This window comes from Larkinella soli (assembly GCF_003703975.1).
Classification (GTDB): domain Bacteria; phylum Bacteroidota; class Bacteroidia; order Cytophagales; family Spirosomataceae; genus Larkinella; species Larkinella soli.
The window spans coordinates 144,111-162,756 of record NZ_ML112622.1 but is presented as its reverse complement, the minus strand read 5'-3'; the positions used below and the strand labels follow the sequence as shown (position 1 = coordinate 162,756).

General features: G+C 58.3%; 15 protein-coding genes. 8 read left to right on the top strand and 7 right to left on the bottom strand.

All coding sequences use genetic code 11. The features are described from left to right. Window positions 1–24 precede the first annotated feature (24 nt). The 3 genes from DX909_RS00730 to DX909_RS00720 form a co-directional block, all read right to left on the bottom strand. Complete coding sequence (locus DX909_RS00730) at window positions 25–1,290, bottom strand: glycosyltransferase family 4 protein (protein ID WP_128543132.1); 1,266 nt, start codon at window positions 1,288–1,290, stop codon at window positions 25–27. Next, window positions 1,274–2,491, bottom strand: coding sequence for an argininosuccinate synthase (locus DX909_RS00725; RefSeq protein ID WP_128543131.1), 1,218 nt, complete (start codon window positions 2,489–2,491; stop codon window positions 1,274–1,276). Before DX909_RS00725 ends, DX909_RS00730 begins: the two co-directional genes overlap by 17 nt. A gap of 173 nt (window positions 2,492–2,664) precedes the next feature. Further along, window positions 2,665–3,369 (bottom strand): GNAT family N-acetyltransferase, encoded by a 705-nt coding sequence (locus DX909_RS00720; RefSeq protein WP_128543130.1) that lies wholly within the window; start codon window positions 3,367–3,369, stop codon window positions 2,665–2,667. A gap of 357 nt (window positions 3,370–3,726) precedes the next feature. Here DX909_RS00720 and aat point away from each other — a divergent pair, with 357 nt between their 5' ends. The 6 genes from aat to tnpA all read left to right on the top strand — a co-directional run bounded on the left by aat (window position 3,727) and on the right by tnpA (window position 9,551). After that, window positions 3,727–4,353, top strand: a complete 627-nt coding sequence (gene aat / locus DX909_RS00715; RefSeq protein WP_128543129.1) for a leucyl/phenylalanyl-tRNA--protein transferase — start codon at window positions 3,727–3,729, stop codon at window positions 4,351–4,353. A gap of 116 nt (window positions 4,354–4,469) precedes the next feature. Continuing rightward, the gene (proB, locus tag DX909_RS00710; RefSeq protein WP_128543128.1) at window positions 4,470–5,498 is read left to right on the top strand and encodes a glutamate 5-kinase; all 1,029 of its coding nucleotides are present in this window, start codon (window positions 4,470–4,472) and stop codon (window positions 5,496–5,498) included. 10 nt (window positions 5,499–5,508) lie between these two features. Further along, window positions 5,509–6,759: a glutamate-5-semialdehyde dehydrogenase gene (locus DX909_RS00705; RefSeq protein WP_128543127.1), complete on the top strand. Its 1,251-nt coding sequence runs from the start codon at window positions 5,509–5,511 to the stop codon at window positions 6,757–6,759. A 319-nt stretch (window positions 6,760–7,078) separates the two neighbouring features. Further along, window positions 7,079–7,999: a ribokinase gene (gene rbsK / locus DX909_RS00700; RefSeq protein ID WP_128543126.1), complete on the top strand. Its 921-nt coding sequence runs from the start codon at window positions 7,079–7,081 to the stop codon at window positions 7,997–7,999. Between the two features lie 42 nt (window positions 8,000–8,041). Continuing rightward, complete coding sequence (locus DX909_RS00695) at window positions 8,042–9,037, top strand: GRP family sugar transporter (protein WP_128543125.1); 996 nt, start codon at window positions 8,042–8,044, stop codon at window positions 9,035–9,037. Window positions 9,038–9,092: 55 nt separating this feature from the next. Further along, entirely contained in the window at window positions 9,093–9,551 is a 459-nt protein-coding gene (tnpA, locus tag DX909_RS00690; protein WP_128543124.1) for an IS200/IS605 family transposase, read from the top strand. A gap of 132 nt (window positions 9,552–9,683) precedes the next feature. Here the strand turns inward: tnpA and uvrA are convergent, their stop codons facing one another. Continuing rightward, window positions 9,684–12,533, bottom strand: a complete 2,850-nt coding sequence (uvrA, locus tag DX909_RS00685; protein ID WP_206512949.1) for an excinuclease ABC subunit UvrA — start codon at window positions 12,531–12,533, stop codon at window positions 9,684–9,686. Between the two features lie 335 nt (window positions 12,534–12,868). Between uvrA and DX909_RS00680 the strand changes: the two genes are divergently transcribed. Together DX909_RS00680 and DX909_RS00675 are read left to right on the top strand one after the other, a co-directional pair. Then, complete coding sequence (locus tag DX909_RS00680) at window positions 12,869–13,621, top strand: ferritin-like domain-containing protein (protein WP_128543123.1); 753 nt, start codon at window positions 12,869–12,871, stop codon at window positions 13,619–13,621. A 33-nt stretch (window positions 13,622–13,654) separates the two neighbouring features. Then, window positions 13,655–14,482 (top strand): ferritin-like domain-containing protein, encoded by an 828-nt coding sequence (locus DX909_RS00675; protein ID WP_128543122.1) that lies wholly within the window; start codon window positions 13,655–13,657, stop codon window positions 14,480–14,482. A gap of 62 nt (window positions 14,483–14,544) precedes the next feature. Here DX909_RS00675 and DX909_RS00670 read toward each other — a convergent pair whose 3' ends face one another. The 3 genes from DX909_RS00670 to DX909_RS00660 form a co-directional block, all read right to left on the bottom strand. After that, complete coding sequence (locus DX909_RS00670; protein WP_128543121.1) at window positions 14,545–16,935, bottom strand: family 78 glycoside hydrolase catalytic domain; 2,391 nt, start codon at window positions 16,933–16,935, stop codon at window positions 14,545–14,547. A 96-nt stretch (window positions 16,936–17,031) separates the two neighbouring features. Then, window positions 17,032–18,042 carry a YpdA family putative bacillithiol disulfide reductase gene (locus DX909_RS00665; protein ID WP_128543120.1) on the bottom strand — a complete coding sequence of 337 codons (1,011 nt, stop codon included), beginning with the start codon at window positions 18,040–18,042 and terminating at the stop codon, window positions 17,032–17,034. 170 nt (window positions 18,043–18,212) lie between these two features. Next, window positions 18,213–18,542, bottom strand: a complete 330-nt coding sequence (locus DX909_RS00660) for a YegP family protein (protein WP_128543119.1) — start codon at window positions 18,540–18,542, stop codon at window positions 18,213–18,215. Window positions 18,543–18,646 lie beyond the last annotated feature (104 nt).

The window sequence follows — 18,646 nt, the reverse complement described above, 5'->3', positions numbered from 1 at the left end:
GTCCGGCCTGCCGGCTCGAACGACTCAGGATTTCGTATTGACAAGTTTTTGATACAGAATAATATGCTCGTCGGTAAACCGCTGCCAGGAGAACTGCTGCGCCCGCCGGACGGCTTTGGCCGCGAGGTCTTTCCGCAGCGGCTCCGACCGCACGACGGTCAGAATGGCCTGCGCCAGCGCATCGGCATCGGTCGGAGACACCTGCACGGCCGCATCGCCGACCACTTCCGGCAGGGACGATACGTTCGACGTAATGACCGGCAGGCCGCACTGCATAGCTTCCAGCGGGGGCAGCCCGAAACCTTCGAAAAGCGACGGGTAGACGAAGGCCAGCGCCCCGGCATACAGCGGGGCCAGGTCCTCATCCGGCACGAAACCGGTGAACACCAGCCGCGCCCGAACCGCTTCGCTACGGGCTACTTCGCTCAGAATCTGGTCGATCTTCCAGCCTCTGGAACCGACCAGCACCAGCCGGACCTCCCGGTCCAGGTCCCCGCTCTCCGCCAGCCGGACGAAACACCGAATCAGGTGGTCGAGGTTCTTGCGGGGTTCGAGCGTTGCCAGACAAAGCAGATAGGGCGCGTCGCCCAGCCCGAACCGCCGGCGGGTATCCTGCACCCGGCCCGCGTCCGTCACCGGATAGAACAGATCCTTCGATGCGGCCAGATGAATGGGCGTTACCCGGCCCGGGTCGAAGCCGGTATAGTGGCAGAAGTCCGCTTTCGTAGCCTCCGACACCGTCACTACCTGAGCCTCCGGCGGCAGGAGCGTGAAGGCATCCCGGACGGACCGCTCCGTTGCCGGAAACCACTCGGGGTGGTGAATCGGAATCAGATCGTGAACCGTCAGCACCTTCTGCACGTGGCTCATCCGCCCGACGGCGCCGGGAATGGCATAAAACGGCGAATGGTAGATCGAACCGGCCGGGAAATCCTCGGGTCGGAACCGTGCCTGTTCGCTGCCCAGCGCCTTCCGGCTCCGGTAGAAAATCTGCCGGATTACTTTCGACGGCAGGCTTTCCGGAGAGAACGGAGCCAGCAGGGCATTCTCGAACGAGGCCCAGCCCCGTTCCCCCGACGGGTTAACCAGGCGGGGCGCCCGGTCTCCGAAGGTGGTCCGGACATACCGCTGGGTTTCGGCCACGTGAGTGGGAGCCGCCAGCGACAGCCTCACTTTTTCCGATCCGGCCAGCCCTTTCACCAGCTGCTCGGCCACCCGGCTGACGCCGGTTTTGGCCTGACGGTGGTAAAACCCGATGCCGAGCGGGCTGGCATCAACGATGATGTTCAACCTGATTCGCTTCTTTGACTTTTTCGTAGATCATGACCTGGTTCGACATGACTTTGGAGAAGCCGCGGACGTCTTCACCGGTCCAGGCGTTGTTCATTTCGCCGTAGCTGCCGAATTTGGCCGACATGAGATCGTAGGAAGATTCGATCCCGAGCACCTGAAAGCGGTAGGGCGCCAGCAGGACGTGAACCTGCCCCGTCACATGGCCCTGCGTATCGGTCAGGAAGGTTTCGATATTCCGCATGACCGGGTCCAGAAACTGGCCTTCGTGAAGCATCGTGCCGTACCAGTTGGCCATCTGGTCTTTCCAGTACTGCTGCCACTTGGTCAGGACGTGCTTTTCGAGGGCGTGGTGGGCCTTCAGGATAATCAGCGGGGCGGGGGCTTCGAAACCGACGCGGCCCTTGATGCCGATGATCGTATCGCCGACGTGAATATCGCGCCCGATGCCGAACGGCCCGGCCAGTTCGGTCAGCTTCTGAATGGCCTCGACCGGGTTGTCGTAACGGGTATCGCCGATACCTTTCAGTTCACCGGCCTCAAACCGGAGGGTGATGGTTTCCGGCTCGGTTTTGGTGACCTGGGTGGGCCAGGCCGACTCGGGCAGAAAGCCCTGCGAGGTCAGCGTTTCGCGGCCTCCGACGGAAGTGCCCCAAAGCCCTTTATTGATCGAGTAGGCGGCTTTGTGCCATTCCTGCTCGACGCCTTTCGATTTCAGGTATTCGATTTCCGCTTCCCGGGAGAGCCGCAGGTCGCGGATGGGGGTGATGATCTCGGCCTCCGGCGCGATGATCCGGAACGCCATATCGAACCGTACCTGGTCGTTACCGGCGCCGGTGCTGCCGTGGGCGATGGCCCCGGCGCCGATCTCCCGGGCGTATTCCGCCACGGCGATGGCCTGAAAAATGCGTTCGGCGCTGACCGACAGTGGGTAGGTGTTATTTTTAAGGACGTTTCCGAAAACCAGGTATTTCAGGCACTGCTGATAATAGTCGTCCGTTTTGGCGATGGCCGTGTGGTGTTTCACCCCGAGGGAGTAGGCCCGGTCTTCGATGGCTTTCAGTTCGGATTCCTGAAAACCGCCGGTATCGACCAGCACCGAAAAAATTTCATAGCCCAGATCTTCGGACAGGTATTTGACACAAAACGAGGTATCGAGACCTCCGCTGAACGCTAAAACGACCTTTTTAACTTCTGACATTAGACGGGGTCCGCTGTGGCGGGTTGGTAAGAAATCGGTTGTACGTATTTCGGTTAGGCAGACGCAAAAATAGCGAATCCCTTCCAGCCGACAGCCGAAAGGGACTCGAAATCACCTGAATAACAAAGGTATTTTATGGTGTTTTCCGGAGAGGGATCCGGAACGATATCAAGTTACCCGACGGCTTCCAGTTCACGTTCAGGCTTCCTGACCCGCGGGCGCTCTCTGAAACGCAGCAGGATCCGCTGTTTGATGCGCATCCAGCGCTCATACAGTTTGGATTCCTTCAGGAAGTTCCATTTTTCGGACTTTTCCTGCTTCTTTTGCTGTTCCGGGTTGTAGAGCATTCCCGTGCAGAGGCAATGCTTGCGGTTGGTCCGGGTCAGGATGTCGTAGTTGACGCAGCTCGAACAGCCTTTCCAGAAGGCGTCGTCGGCCGGAAGCTCACTGAACGTCACCGGTTCATAACCAAGGTCCGAGTTGATTTTCATGACGGCCAGGCTGGTGGTCAGACCGATGATCTTGGCGTCGGGGTATTTGGTGCGCGAGAGTTTGAAGGCTTCGGCCTTGATCCGGGTGGCGATGCCGCTTTTCCGGTGATCCGGATGAACGATCAGCCCCGAATTGGCAACGAACTTGCCATGTTCCCACGTTTCGATATAGCAGAAGCCGACCCATTCGCCGGTATCGGTGGTGGCGACGATGGCTTTTCCCTCCAGCATTTTTTCCATCAGGTACAAAGGCGACCGCTTGGCAATCCCCGTACCCCGCGCTTTGGCGCTCTCCTCCATCTCCTTGCAGATCGTCTGGGCAAGATTCAGATGGGATTCGTCGGCCACCTGTACTATATAGTGATCGTTGTCTACTTCCGGAATCATCGTCTTTGGATGGAATAGGTTACCCCCGGAACGGACGACTGATCCGGTGGTTTTTGTGAATCGAATGGTTGTTGAAAATGAGAAAGGATGGAGCCGCAGGGGGCGGATACTCACCGCGTAGGCAAGCAATTAGCGTCGGGTCCTTTCGGACCTGAACCAAAATGGCGTCGTGTGGTAGAAAGTCGGTATATAGATAGGTCTTGCCATTTCTCTTTCGCCAAAAGCGGGACAATGTTAACAGAATTGTTCCGTTCTTGCAATGGTATAACGAAAAAATTGACTAAACGTTCGAAAGCGTATTGGTTTTTTCCCAAGAATTTTTTAATACATTTGTCGGAACAACCTTAACTCGCCTGCATGTATCGGCTGTCCTCCGATGATCTGATATATGGCTATATTAACGGTATTTTTCCGATGGCTGATACGGACGGTACGCTTTACTGGTACTCTCCGGACCCGCGTGCTATTATCCCCCTCGACACCTATCGCCCGGCCAAATCCCTGCGGCCTGTTTTGAACAAGCGGTTGTTCGAACTTCGGATCAACTCCGACTTTGAAAGCGTAATGCGCCACTGCGCGGTCCCCCGCTCCGAGAACGACGGCACCTGGATTTCCGATGAAATCATCGAAGCCTATGTCGATCTGCACCAGATGGGGCTGGCCCACAGCGTGGAAACCTATATCGATAACCGCCTGGTGGGCGGGCTGTACGGCGTGGCGCTGGGATCGGCTTTTTTCGGGGAATCGATGTTTTATCTCGTTCCCAATGCCTCGAAGGTCGCCTTTCATTACCTGATCGAGATTCTCCGGAAACAGAACTTCGAACTGCTCGATACGCAGTTCATTAACGACAACGTCCGGCGGTTCGGGGCCATCGAGATTCCCCGCCCCGAATACATGCGGATTCTCAAGCGCACCCTTCAGAAGAAAGCCCGCTTTACCGAGCCCGTCCTCGATCACCTCTTCCGAAACCAGTCGGATTAGCGGCCGGTTTCCGAAAAGGATTGGCGGCTTGCCCTGAATCTTCGTACTTTTGCTGCCTCCTGCCGGCCCGGGGGCATCCGGGTCGTGTTAAATCGCCGTAACTACGGTCCAGAAGCGTGTCTGTTTTAGTCATTAAATTTGGGACGGCCTCGATCACCCGGCCGGATGGTGCGCTGAATGAAGCCGTCATTGCCGACATTGCCCGGCAGGTGGCCGAGCTGCACCGATCCTACCGCATCGTTCTGGTTTCGTCCGGGGCAGTCGGGGCCGGGAAGAGCCTGATTCAGGGATACCGGGGCGAGATTGCCCAGCGCAAGGCGGCCGCAGCCGTGGGCAACCTTCTGTTGCTCAACGTATATAATCATTATTTTTCCCGGTATGACATTCCCGTGGCTCAGGCCCTCTGCGAACGGCATCATTTCGCCGACCGCCGGCAGTTTCTCCAACTGAAGGAAACCGTCGAGGAACTCTGGAAAAACGGCATCATTCCCATCGCCAACGAAAATGACGTCGTCAGCGACCGAGAACTGAAGTTTTCCGATAACGACGAACTGGCCACGCTCATGGCCGTCGGTTTCGGAGCTTCCACGCTCATGCTCTGTACGTCCGTAGGCGGCCTGCTCAATCCGCAGGGACAGATCATTCCGTCCGTCGGGCGGGTCGACGAGTCGGTGTTTGGGCTGGTCCGTAACGAAAAATCGGCCCTGGGGCTGGGCGGTATGGCCTCCAAGCTGACCTTCGCCAAACTGGCGACCCGCATGGGCATTCAGGTAACGATCTTCGGCCTGAACCAGCCCGACGGGATTCTCAGGGCGCTGAAGGGCGAAACCGGCACGGCCTTCACCCCGCAGCTCGGCACCCCCCGGGCCCGCCACCGCTGGCTGGGCAGCGGGAGCCTGGCGGCCGGCTGCCTGAAAGTGGATGCCGGCGCGGTGGCGGCACTCGGCCGGCGGAACAGTTTGCTGGCGGTGGGTGTTCGGGCCGTGGAGGGCGAATTCGAAGCCGGCGAAGTGGTCGAGATCTGCGACGAAAGCGGCTCGGCGGTGGCCGTAGCCCGCGCCCGGCTTTCGTCAGGAGCCATCGGAGAGGTTATCGGCAAGCCGAATATTGAAATTGCGAATGCGAATGATATAGTTTTGTGGTAAACCAACAGCGATGAATACGATTACTCCCGTTCTTCAGGCAACCCAGGCGGCCGCAGCATCGGTCCGGCGCCTGTCCGACGATCAGAAAACCGTCCTGCTCAACCGGCTGGCCGATCTGATCCTGGATCAGTGTGCCGCCATTCTGGACGAAAACCGGAAAGACCTGGATGCCATGCCCGACGAAGACCCGAAGAAGGACCGGCTGCTGCTGAACGAAAAACGCATCGCCGATCTGGCCGACAGCCTCCGTCAGGTGGCCGGCCTGCCTGATCCGAGCGGCCAGGTATTGCTGGAAAGGACCCTCGAACAGGGGCTGCAACTGCGCAAAGTGGCGGTTCCGCTGGGGGTCGTGGGCGTCATTTACGAATCACGGCCCAATGTGACGCTGGACGTGGCCGCCCTCTGCCTGCGGTCCGGTAATGCGTGCGTGCTGAAAGGCGGGAAGGAAGCGCACCACTCCAACCAGTGTCTGGTCGGGCTGATCCAGTCGGTTTTGCGGGAATTCAGGGTGCCTGAGGATGCGGTTTCGCTCCTGCCCCCGGACCGGGCGGTGGTCAACGAACTGCTGACGGCCACCCGCTACGTCGACATCATCATTCCGCGGGGGTCGGAGTCGCTGATCCAGTTCGTGCGGCAGAACTCACTGGTGCCGACCATCGAGACCGGCGCGGGGGTCTGCCATACTTACGTCGAGGAAACCGCCGACCTGACGAAGGCGCAGGACATCGTCGTCAACGCTAAGGTATCCCGGCCGTCGGTCTGCAACTCGCTCGACTGCGTGCTGGTCGACCGGACGGTGGCCGCGGACTTTCTGCCGATGCTGATCGGGGATTTTGAAAAATGGCAGGTCGAGGTATTTGCCGACGAGGAAGCGTATGCCATTCTAGCCGAAGCCGGTTATATCCGGCTGCTGCCGGCGCAGCTCAGCGATTTCGGCCGCGAGTTTCTGGACTATAAATGCGCCGTGAAGGTCGTTTCCGGGCTGGAGGAAGCGCTTTCTCATATTCAGACCTACTCTTCCCGGCATTCCGAAGCCATCATTTCCCGCAAACCGGCGATCATCGACCGGTTTCTCAACGAAGTAGATGCCGCGGCCGTCTACGCCAACGCATCGACCCGGTTTACGGACGGGGGCGTCTTCGGGCTGGGCGCCGAGATCGGTATTTCCACCCAGAAGCTGCACGCCCGGGGTCCGTTTGCGCTCGAAAAGCTCGTGACCGAAAAGTGGATCGTAACCGGCGACGGGCAGGTTCGGTGGTAGAAGCCGGGGCTTTTCTGACCCCGATTTTCGCTCGTCGGTATTTCAGCGGCATGACCCTCATCATCCGGGACCGGCTGTTCGGGACCTTTGCGGGAGGACCTGCCGGCCATTGTGGTCCGCTACGGTCTAACGACCAACGTTGTGGATCACAATGGAAAAAGGTGCCGGCCGACCGATCCAAACCCGGTCCGGCGCGCCGGAAACCGAATTACCTGCGGCTTTCTCTGGGCTGGAGCAGGAGGAAGAATACCGGGAGCCGGTATCCGAATTTGTATAAATTCCGGATATATTTGGCTGCTGACAATTCCTGGACTCTTTTATGGCGAATGCAATCTGCGTGATCGGCAGTTCCAACACCGACATGGTGGTCAAGGCAGAGAAACTACCCGGCCCCGGCGAAACGGTGATCGGCGGCACGTTCCTGATGAATCCCGGCGGAAAAGGGGCCAACCAGGCCGTGGCGGCTGCCCGGCTGGGTGCTTCGGTAATGCTGGTCGCCAAAGTCGGAAACGACATTTTCGGTGAACAGGCCGTCCGGCAGTTTCGGCAGGAACAGATCGACACCGCCTACATTTTTACCGATTCGGAAAGCCCGTCGGGGGTGGCGCTGATCAACGTGGATGCTGCGGGCGAAAACTGCATCATGGTGGCCCCCGGTTCCAACGCGCGGCTGGAAACCGGCGAGGTGGAGCGGGCCATCGATGCCCTGAGCGGGTCGCCCATCGTGCTGGTACAGCTTGAAATCCCGCTGCCGGTAGTCGAATACGCCATCCGGCGCAGTTATGAGAAGGGGTTTCGGGTCATTCTGAATCCGGCTCCGGCCCAGTCTTTGTCCCCGGATGTTTTTCCATTTCTCTATCTGGTTACCCCCAACGAAAGCGAAGCCGAATTGCTGACCGGCATCCGGGTGACGGACCCGGCCTCGGCCGAACGGGCGGCTGTGCGGCTGCACGAGTTGGGAGTGCCCAACGTGGTGATCACGCTGGGTTCGCGGGGGGCTTTTCTGCATACGGCGGCCGGGGCACGGCTGATTCCGGCTCCATCGGTCACCGCCATCGATACCACCGCGGCAGGAGACTGTTTCAACGGCGCCCTGGCGGTGGCCCTGTCGGAAAACCGGCCGCTGGAAGAGGCCGTCGCCTTTGCCTGCCGGGCAGCCGCTGTTTCCGTTACGCGGATGGGCGCCCAGGCCTCGGCCCCCCACCGGCATGAGTTCGACGAACGGCCGGCCGTCGCCTGAGTTGCGGTTTTCCACTATCTGAACCCCTAACCCTGCATAGCCGTGTTTATCATTCCTTCCTATTCTCTGGCCGTCCTGTTCTGCGTGATCACCATGCTCTGCTGGGGCTCATGGGCCAACACCCAGAAACTGGCAGCCGGGACCTGGCGTTTCGAGTTATTTTATTGGGATTATGTAGTCGGTATCCTGCTGCTTTCGCTGCTTTTTGCGTTTACGTTCGGCAGCACGGGGGAAGGGGGCCGGGCGTTTTTGCCCGATGTACGGCAGGCCGACGGGCGCAATCTGGGATCGGCCATCGTCGGCGGGGTGATTTTCAATGCCGCCAATATCCTGCTGGGAGCCGCTATTTCCATTGCCGGGATGTCGGTGGCGTTTCCGGTCGGCATCGGCCTGGCGCTGGTGATCGGGGTCATCGTCAATTACCTCGACCTGCCGGTCGGCAACGCCGGATTGTTGTTCGGCGGGGTGGCACTGATCATCGTAGCGATTCTGCTGAATGCCGGGGCCTATCGACGGACAGCGTCCTCGAATCAGGGCGTTTCCACCCGGGGCCTGCTGCTCTCGGTCGTCGCGGGCGTTCTGATGGGGTTCTTTTACCGCTATGTGGCGGCTTCGATGTTTCCCGACTTTTCGGTTCCCGAACCCGGCAAGCTCAGCCCGTATACGGCGGTGGTGTTCTTCGCCCTCGGTATTTTTCTGAGCAACTTTCTGTTCAACACGCTCCTGATGTACCGGCCGTTCGTCGGGCCTCCGGTCCGCTATTCGGCGTATTTCCGGGGCAGTTTCCGTGACCACGGGATGGGAGTTCTGGGCGGCATGATCTGGTGCGTCGGGATGTCGTTTAGCATCATCGCGTCCGACAAAGCCGGCCCGGCCATCAGCTACGGGCTGGGTCAGGGGGCTACGGTGGTGGCGGCCCTTTGGGGAATCTATGTCTGGCATGAGTTCCGCAACGCGCCCAAAGGCGTCGGTATGCTGCTGAACATCATGCTGTTGTGTTATGTCGTCGGCTTAGGTCTGATCATTGCCGCCCGCTGAGCAGTGACGGTTCGGGGACCCTTACGTCTACTACTAAAACGAACGTCCCCTTCTCATGCCGCATACGTACTCCAGAGTCTGGATTCATGCCGTCTTTGCTACCAAAAACCGCCGGCCTTTCCTGCATAAAAGCATCCGGGCCGCTGTCCATGAACTGATCCGGCGGCAACTCGCCGACATTGGCTGCTCCGTCGAAGGCATCGGCGGGATCGAGGACCATGTTCACCTCCTGTTTCTGCTACCTCCCCAGCGGTCGATTTCCGAGGTATTGAAGCAGGTGAAGGGAGGCAGTTCGCATGAGGTTAACCGCAGTGCGCTCCTGCGGCAGAAATTTGCCTGGCAGGTGGGTTACGGCGCTTTTTCGGTCAGCGAATCGCAGGTGGAACGCGTTCGGCAGTATATCCGGAATCAGGAAGAACACCATCGCCGGCTCACCTTTCAGGATGAATTCACACGGTTTCTTCAACACCACGGGCTGACGGCCGGGGAAGACGGGCAGGTGCGTGAGATGTAAAACCGTTGAAACGGTTCGGCTCCGCGGGCAATATATTCGGATCATCGGTGATCTCCGTTTCAAAACCCCCGGTTTCAACCGGGGGCTTCATTCGATGACGTGATTTTACCGACCTGAACCGTTTTAACGGTTTCACAACTCCTGGGCCAGAAACTGGCCGGTATAGCTGCCTTTGCTTTTGGCAACTTTCTCCGGCGTGCCTTCGGCGATGATCTGCCCGCCCTTGTTGCCCCCTTCGGGGCCGAGGTCGATAACGTGGTCCGACACCTTGATGACGTCGAGATTGTGTTCGATGATCAGGACGGTATTGCCTTTCTCGACGAGCTTGTTCAGGACGGCGAGCAGGTGGGCGATGTCCTGAAAATGAAGGCCGGTCGTCGGTTCGTCGAGGATGTAGAGCGTTTTGCCGGTATCCTTCTTCGAGAGTTCTTCCGCCAGCTTGACCCGCTGCGCTTCCCCGCCCGAGAGGGTGGTAGCGTGTTGCCCGAGCGTGATGTAGCCCAGACCGACATCATTGAGGGTCTGCACTTTACGCAGAATTTTAGGCTGGCTGGTAAAGAACTCCAGTGCCTGCTCGACGGTCATGTCCAGCACGTCGGCAATGGATTTACCCTTAAAGCGAACTTCCAGCGTCTCACGGTTAAAGCGTTTGCCCTTGCAGGTCTCGCACACGACGTGAACGTCCGGCAAAAACTCCATTTCGATTTTCTTCATCCCGGCGCCTTCGCATTCTTCGCAGCGACCGCCCTTGACGTTGAACGAGAACCGCCCCGGCTTGTAGCCCCGGATTTTGGCTTCCGGCAACTCGGCGAACAGCGTCCGGATTTCGGAGAACATCCCCGTATAAGTCGCCGGGTTCGAGCGGGGCGTCCGCCCGATGGGCGACTGGTCCACTTCAATCACCTTGTCGAGGTGCTCCAGGCCCTCCACCGACTTGAACGGCAGCGACTCCCGCTTCGATTTGTAGAAGTGCCGGTTCAGCGTGGGGAACAGCGTTTCGTGAATCAGCGAGGACTTGCCGCTGCCCGAAACACCCGTGATCGAAATCATCTTGCCCAGCGGCAGCTTCAGGGAGACATTCTTCAGGTTATGGCCGGTGGCGCCTTTGATAACGAGCTGGTTGCCGTTGCCTTTCCGTCGCTCCTGCGGAACCTCGATGGTCCGTCGGCCGCTCAGAAATTCGGCCGTTGTACTGCCGTTCCGGATGAACTGCTCGGGCGTACCGGCCCCCACAATCTGTCCGCCGTGCCGCCCGGCCCCCGGCCCGATGTCGAGGATGAAGTCCGATTCCAGCATCATGTCCTTGTCGTGTTCGACAACCAGAACCGTGTTGCCGAGGTCGCGAAGATTCTTGAGCGAATCGATCAGTTTGACGTTGTCGCGCTGGTGCAGGCCGATGCTCGGTTCGTCCATGATGTAGAGGACGCCCACGAGCTGGGTACCGATCTGCGTAGCCAGCCGGATGCGCTGGGCTTCCCCGCCCGAGAGCGTCCGCAGAGGCCGGTCGAGGGTCAGGTAATCCAGTCCGATGTCGAGAAGAAAACCGATGCGTTTGCGGATTTCCTTCAGAATCTCTTTGGCGATGACGTTCTGACGTTCGGACAGGCGGCTTTCCAGGTCGGTCATCCAGACCGAGAGTTCCGAGATGTCCATGCGGGCCAGTTCCGAGACGTTTTTTTCGTCGATTCGGAAGTAGAGCGATTCCTTCTTCAGCCGGGCCCCGTTGCATTCCGGACAGGTCCTGACGACCATGAAGTCTTTCAGCCACTCCTGAATTTTGTCGGAACCGTTTTCCTGCTGCCGCTTCAGGAAGTTGATGACCCCCTCGAACTTGAAGTTGTAATAATCTTCGCCCGGAAATTTCTTCGACGGCATAGTCGTCTCTTCCTCCGTACCGTACAGGATGGCATGAAGAAGGTCGGGCGGGTATTTCTCAATAGGGGTAGTCAGACTGAGTTTGAATTTTTTCAGGATGACCTCAATTTCACGGAAAAACCAAAGTTCGCGGTATTCGCCGAGGGGAGCGATGGCGCCCCGGCTGATGCTCAGGGACTTGTCGGGAATAACCGACTCCTCGGTGATCTCTTCGATGGAGCCTAAACCATTGCAGACCGGGCAGGCGCCGTAGGGGGAGTTGAACGAAAATGTGTTGGGCGACGGCTCGTCGTAGCTGATGCCCGACTCGGGGTCCATCAGGTTCTGGGAGAAATAGGTCACCTGGTTCTGCTCGTCCAGAATCTGCATGGCGCCCTTGCCCTGTTTGAGGGCCGTCTGGATGGATTGCGAGAGTCGGTACCGGTCGTCGGCTTTCGGGACGATCCGGTCGATGACGATCTCGATGTCGTGCACCTTGTACCGGTCGAGCTGCATTTTGGGGACGATGTCCAGCACCTGCCCGTCCACCCGGACTTTGTTGTAGCCCAGCTTGGCGATCTGTACGAAAAGCTCGCGGTAATGGCCTTTCCGACCTTTCACGACGGGAGCCAGCAGGATGAGCTTTTTGCCCGTATAATGTTTCAGGATGGCGTCGATGATCTGGTCCTGCGACTGCCGCTCCATTTTCCGGCCCGTTACGTAGGAAAAGGCCTCTCCGGCCCGGGCATAGAGCAGACGCAGAAAATCATAAATCTCCGTGGTCGTGCCGACCGTCGAGCGGGGGTTTTTGGAAGTGGTTTTCTGTTCGATGGAAATGACCGGACTCAGACCGTTGATCTTATCGACGTCGGGCCGTTCCATGTTGCCGATAAAGGAACGGGCATAAGCGGAAAAACTCTCCATGTACCGACGCTGCCCTTCGGCATAAATGGTATCGAACGCCAGCGAGGATTTCCCGCTGCCGCTGATACCGGTTACGACTACCAGCCGGTTGCGCGGGATCGTAACGTCAATATTTTTCAGGTTATGCTCCCGGGCACCGAGAATTTCAATCTGTTCGTAGCCCGTCAGGTCAATGTCGGTAAGAGAAACTTTATTATCGGTCACGTTGTGAAGGCCTTATTCTTAAAGCTAACAGAAAACGAAGATACGAAGTTTCGACGAGCATCGAGTATTCTGAGAGCCAGTAAAAAGGGGGCATAAACCGTTTTCAAGGCGGTTTGTTCAATTTTTTATCCAAAGAAAATTCAGCGGGAGTAGCAAAAAAATAACATAAAATATCTCAAAAATCTAATTTACTGCCTTTCAGTTACTTAGCCCCTTCCTGACGTCCCACTCCCTCAGGAAGCTTACGGCACCGAAATCCGGATAAGCGCCTGCCTCGTTGGTATCAGTGTCTTCCAAAGGCAATCTCACACTATTCTTAACAACTCATTATCATTATGAAACAGTTATCCAGTGAGCCAGTCAAAAAAGAAACTGGACCATCGGTTCCCGCCATCCCGTCGGTCGAACGGAGAATGTTCCTGCGCACCGTCGGCCTGTTTACAGCCTCCACAGCCGCGTTCCTGGCTTCGTGCCAGAATTCCGTGAACGAACTGGCACCGGCCAACCGCTCGGGTGCCCGAACGGCCGCCGATGCCGGCGGCAAGAGTTTCGGGACGGGAGACATTGCCATTCTCAACTATGCCTATGCCCTTGAGCAGCTCGAAACGGCCTTCTACCGCCAGGCCGTCGAAAAACTGTTCTCCGACATCCGGGGCGATGAAAAAATGGTCCTGAGCGACATCCACGACCACGAGCTGGTCCACAGGGAATTCTTCAAAGCCGCCCTGGGGCCGTATGCCATTCAGGATCTGGAGTTTAAATTTCCGATCGATTTCAACCACCGTCAGGAGGTGCTCAACACCGCCCGTCAGCTGGAAGATACAGGTGTAGGAGCTTATAACGGCGCGGGTCCGCTGCTGACCAACGGCACGTTCCTGACGCTGGCCGGCAAGATCGTCTCCGTCGAAGCCCGCCATGCCGCCCTGATCCGCACGATTCTGCGTCCGGGGACCAGCTTCTTCGCCGGTGACGACGTGGTGAAAACCATGGGTTTGGATATCAGCCTGAAACCGTCGCAGGTCATTCCGATGGTCGCGAAGTTCATCACCACCACCGGCCTCGACTTCGGTGATCTGCTGAGCCGTTAACCGATCTCCAACCTTTAAACTTTCAACGAACTCATGAATCTCTTCGGAATATTTTCCCAGATTGAAAAAACAGATCCGGAAGCGGCTGAAAAAGTAAGCTTCTCGCGCCGGAAACTGCTGAAAACCACGTCGGTCGCTGCGGCCGCCACACCCCTTTTCTTTGCCGCTTCCATCAACAAAGCCTTTGCCGACACGCCTTCGGTCGTCGACATTCTGAAATATGCCCTGACGCTGGAGTACCTGGAACGCGACTTCTACCGGGCTGCCCAGTTCTCCCGGGGTCTGCTGCCGCTGGGCACCCGCGAGTATGTGGTCCAGATTGCCAAGCATGAGGCCTCCCACGTCGACTTGCTCCGGGGTGCCATCCCGGAAGCCCAGACGATCAAGGAAAACACCCTGAAATTTGATTTCACCTATGGTGGGGCTTTCCCGGACGTTCTGACTAACTACCAGACCTTCCTGGCCATCGCCCAGGCGCTGGAAGACACGGGGGTTCGGGCCTACAAAGGCCAGGCCGCCAACCTGCTTTCCGACCCGACCGTGCTGGGCATCGCCCTCCAGATCCACTCCGTCGAAGCCCGTCACGCGGCTGCTGTGCGCCGGATGCGGGGCATCCGGGTGTGGCCCGACGCCAACGACAATACGCTGCCGACCTCACCCAACGTACAGGGCGCCGTCTATGCAGGCGAAAACCAGACGATGCAGCCTAACGGCGGTGGCGGAATGGTCGATCTGATGACCCTGCCGCATGACTCGGTCTTCAACCCGGCCATGTACGAAAGAACGGTTTACGAATCTTTCGACGAACCGCTGACCATGGAGCAGGTGCTGGCGATTGCCGGGCCGTTTATCAAAAGCTGATTATAGAGTACTGAACACACTGGATGGAAAAAAGACCGGCAAAGGGGCCGGTCTTTTTCTTTTCATAAGGTGAGATCCTGTCTGCCTTCTTTCAGCGCGACGGTTTTACCCCGCCATTTGAGCGTGCCGGTCAGTCCCGGCGGCAGGGTTACGGTGCCTTTGAGGCCGGTGGCGGTTTTATCGAAGCGGACGGCAATTTCTCCGGCCGGGTGGGGCATGCTGCCCTCCGCAAACTGGAGGTCGCCGAGGTAGGGGGTGATGATCACCGACTGAAAACCGGGTGAGGCTGGGTTGATCCCGCAGACCGTCGCCAGAAATTCGTAGTTGGGTGATGCGCTCCAGGCGTGGCAGTCGGAACGCGTCGGTTCCGGGTTTTCGGCGAAGGTGGTCAGGCCAATGGCGAGCATGTCGCGCCAGGGTTTGAGCATGGGCAGAAACTGGTCGGCGAGGCCGGTTTTCTTCAGGGCCTGGAACAGGTAAAACTTGAAATAGAACGTCGCCTGAATCAGATTCGGGTCGGTCATGACTTTCTGCAATACCGCCTTTTGCTGGGCCACCGGCACGGCGTCGGTCAATACCGCCCAGATGTTGGCATGCTGGCTGAAGCCGGTTTTGTCGGGCGTATCGGCAATCAGTCCCCGCCCCGGTTCCCAGCAGCGTTCGTAGACGGTCCGGGCCAGCCGCTGGGCCAGCGTGCGGTAATGTTCGGCCTGCTGGTTTTTGCCGTAGTGAAACAACAGCTGCGAGGCCCGCTGAAGCGTATAAGCCTGCTGAAGCGTCAGGATGGCCGATCCGCCTTTCCGGGCGCCTTTCGGCACCCCGCCCATGCCCTCCTCGGGCGCTTCCCATTTCGACCAGTCGACAAAGTTCCACCACTCCATCGGGCCGTTCAGGTAGTTGGAGGTCAGGCGCTTCTCGTGCCAGTCGAGCACGCTCGTGATGCCGGGCAGCATCGACTGCACGAAGGGGTCGTCCTGCCGGTGCAGCCAGTAGTCGTACACCATGCAGACCCAATAGAGCGAGAAGGGCGGAATCACCTGAAAATCGGCACTGGGGTAGCGGCTCTGGGTCAGACCGTCGTTAAAACGACTGTGTTCGTAATCGGTGATGGCCTTGCGCATCAGCCGGTCGTCGCCGGTCACGTAGAGCGAGATCAGCGACTGGATGCGGGTGTCGCCGGTATATTGCAACTGTTCGTAGTAGGGGCAGTCGTAGTAGGTTTCGCCCGCACAGAGCCGGGCCGTCCGCCAGCCGACGGTCCAGATGTCCGTCAAACCCGCGTCGCTGGCCGCAAACCGGGCTTTCTCCTGAAACGGATAACCGGTAAACTGACCGATGAGGTCATTGAGGACCAGCGGCTCGCCTTTGGTCTCGACCGTAATCTGCAAATACCGGTAGGTGCGGAACCACAGCGGCCGGAACGTCCGTTTCTGGTCGCCGTTGGCTACGAACTGATCTTCAAACCCGATCAATTGACGGCCTTCCACCTGGTTGCGGTTGCCCTTCTGCCGCTTGTCGTCGACGAGCGCTTCGGCGTAGGCCAGCGTAATCACGGCGTCTTTGCCCCGGCTGACGGTCAGTTCCGGGTAGGCGTTGGTGAGGTGGCCCTGATCGCAGAGAATCACCACTTTGGAGTTGCGGTGGATCGTCACCGCATTGTTTCCCTTCAGAAAATCGTCATCGACGTCGACCCCTTCCGACCGGCGGACCGTCGCCAGCCGCAGCGGGGTTTCTTCCATCAGGGGGATGGTGCGCGGAATCAGCTGCCAGTTGCCGTCGGTGCCGAGGCCGCGGGGCTTGGCCGCCCAGCCCACCGGTTTGGCCGGGGGCCAGCCGGCGTCGTCGAAATTTGAATTTTCCCAGCCCCAGGGAAACCGGGCGGCTTCCACCCGGTCGCCCGCGCCCACGACGATGTAGGTCCGCAGCTTCGGAATGTCGTTGACGACGGGTGAATACGCCTGATTATGAAAGGCCTTCCAGGTATTGTCGGTATTGACGATCTGTTCCGCATCGCCGTCGCCCTGGATGATGAAACCCACCTGGTAGCTCATCTGGGCAAAGGGCGCCTGATCGCCGAGGTACCAGACCTGGGCCGAGAGCGTGTTTTTTCCGGTATTCAGGAAAGGCGCGATGTCGACGGTTTCGTAATACCAGTTCTGAAGGTCGCTGCGGGCGGGGCCGTGAACGACCGGCTTGCCGTTGACGAAGAGCCGATAGCGGTTGTCGCCCGAGACGTTGATGACGAAGCGGGTCGGCTTCTGGCTCAGGTCGAAGGATTTGCGGAAGTGATAGACCCCGTAGGAACGGGCCGGGGCCGATGGGTGGGCGATCCAGCGGGCTTTCCAGAAATCGGTCTGCCAGCGGGGGTTCGGTTTCACTTGACGTTCAGTGGGGATCTGGGCAAAGGCAATCGGGCTCAGGAGCAAAAAAAGGAGCAAAAGCGGGTTTTTCATATCCGGCCGGGTCGGTCTAAATCTCGGCGCAAGATACGGACAAAACCCGCTTTCTGTATCCTGAACTGTCGGATCGGTAGCTTCAGAGAAACGTTTTTAAATCCGCTCGATCAGTTCGGCCACTTTCCGGATGGGCTTGCCGGTGATGTGGTCGATGATGGCTTTGGCATGGTCGCGGCCGTTCTCGATAAAAACTTTTTCGGTATAAATACCGGCCATGACCGTGCCGCAGACATACAGCCCCGGGAGATTGGTTTCGAAGGTTTCCCGGTCGAATACCGGCACCTGGGTTTCGTCGTTCAGTTCGATGCCGCAGCGACGCAGCAGGTCGGCGTCAGGGATGTAACCGGTCAGGACCAGCACGAAGTCGGCCGGGAGTTCCGTTTCCTCGCCGGTTTGCAGGTTGACGGTCATGACTTTGCCCGGTTCGATGCGGGTGACGCAGGCGTTGAACTGCGTGTGTATCTTTCCTTCCTTCACCCGATTCTTGACGTCCGGCACCAGCCAGTATTTGACGGTTTTGCGGAAGTCGTCGGCCCGGTGGACGATGGTAACATGGGCGTCGGCGCGGTACAGCTCCAGCGCGGCCTCGACGGCCGAGTTCGAGGCCCCGACGATCACTACGTTGGTGTAGGAATACCGGAACGGCTCGTCGTAGTAGTGCGTCACGTGCGGCAGGTCCTCGCCCGGAATGCCGAGCCGGCGCGGTTTGTCGAAGTAGCCCGTCGCCATAATTACCTTCCGGGCCTGAAAGGCGTCGCCGGTTGTGGTGGTGACGGTAAAGGCCGTATCCTCCCCGCCCGCCGTCGGTTCAACCCGGTCCACTTCCGTAAACAGCTTGAAATCCAGGTGGAAATAACCGGCCACCTTGCGGTAATATTGCAGGGCTTCGTTCCGGTTGGCCTTCACGCCGGAAATCGGAAACGGAATCCCGCCGATCTCGATGTTCTCGGCCGTGGAGAAAAACCGCATCATGCGCGGATACCGCCGGATGGATTCCGTCAGGCTGCCTTTTTCCAGAATCAGGTAGCTCAGTCCGGCTTTGGCCGCTTCGATTCCGGCCGCCAGCCCGCAGGGGCCACCGCCCACTATAATGACGTCATACATAACTTGCTTATTTCCAGAATCGGCCGGGCCGATCTGACCCGACGGTTTCCCACTTCAGAAGGTATATCCTTAGAATCTCAAAGTTACCCAAAGAAGTTTCTGGAAAGGCAGTTTTTTCGGCAAACTGACCTTAAAAATCACAGGAAACCGGATGGCTGCCACCGTCGGCGTTATTCCGTCTCGACCACCTCCGTCGATCCGTTTCGGCGGACGGAGTCGATGCCGTTCTCCCGGCCGGACTCGCTTTCGTAGAGTTCGCTGTTGCCGATGATTTCGCCGTTCCGGGCTTTCAGATTGAAGTAGTATTTGCCGTTCCGGGAGGTCATCCGCTCATAGGCGGTATCGAGTTGGGAGTTGTTCTGCACGGATTTGATTCCGTTTTCACAACCGGCTTTGGATTTATAGGTTTCGCTGGTCAGAATGGTCTGGCCGTTGCCGGCTACGAGTCGGAAGCGGAAGGTTTCGCCCTGCGAGCCGCTGGTGATGACGTATTTTCCCATGATGATTAAAGGTTTGTGATGAACCGGAGGTAAAAGGACGTTACCCCTTGCGGTATCATTAACAATTAGGATAATGTTCTGTTTGTCAGACAGGTATTTTCCTT

Coding starts and splice junctions, on each gene's coding strand:
- DX909_RS00670 (WP_128543121.1), bottom strand. CDS start 16,935: ATGAAAAACCCGCTTTTGCTCCTTTTTTTGCTCCTGAGCCCGATTGCC.
- DX909_RS00680 (WP_128543123.1), top strand. CDS start 12,869: ATGAAACAGTTATCCAGTGAGCCAGTCAAAAAAGAAACTGGACCATCG.
- DX909_RS00675 (WP_128543122.1), top strand. CDS start 13,655: ATGAATCTCTTCGGAATATTTTCCCAGATTGAAAAAACAGATCCGGAA.
- DX909_RS00660 (WP_128543119.1), bottom strand. CDS start 18,542: ATGGGAAAATACGTCATCACCAGCGGCTCGCAGGGCGAAACCTTCCGC.
- rbsK (WP_128543126.1), top strand. CDS start 7,079: ATGGCGAATGCAATCTGCGTGATCGGCAGTTCCAACACCGACATGGTG.
- aat (WP_128543129.1), top strand. CDS start 3,727: ATGTATCGGCTGTCCTCCGATGATCTGATATATGGCTATATTAACGGT.
- DX909_RS00720 (WP_128543130.1), bottom strand. CDS start 3,369: ATGATTCCGGAAGTAGACAACGATCACTATATAGTACAGGTGGCCGAC.
- DX909_RS00665 (WP_128543120.1), bottom strand. CDS start 18,042: ATGTATGACGTCATTATAGTGGGCGGTGGCCCCTGCGGGCTGGCGGCC.
- DX909_RS00705 (WP_128543127.1), top strand. CDS start 5,509: ATGAATACGATTACTCCCGTTCTTCAGGCAACCCAGGCGGCCGCAGCA.
- DX909_RS00725 (WP_128543131.1), bottom strand. CDS start 2,491: ATGTCAGAAGTTAAAAAGGTCGTTTTAGCGTTCAGCGGAGGTCTCGAT.
- tnpA (WP_128543124.1), top strand. CDS start 9,093: ATGCCGCATACGTACTCCAGAGTCTGGATTCATGCCGTCTTTGCTACC.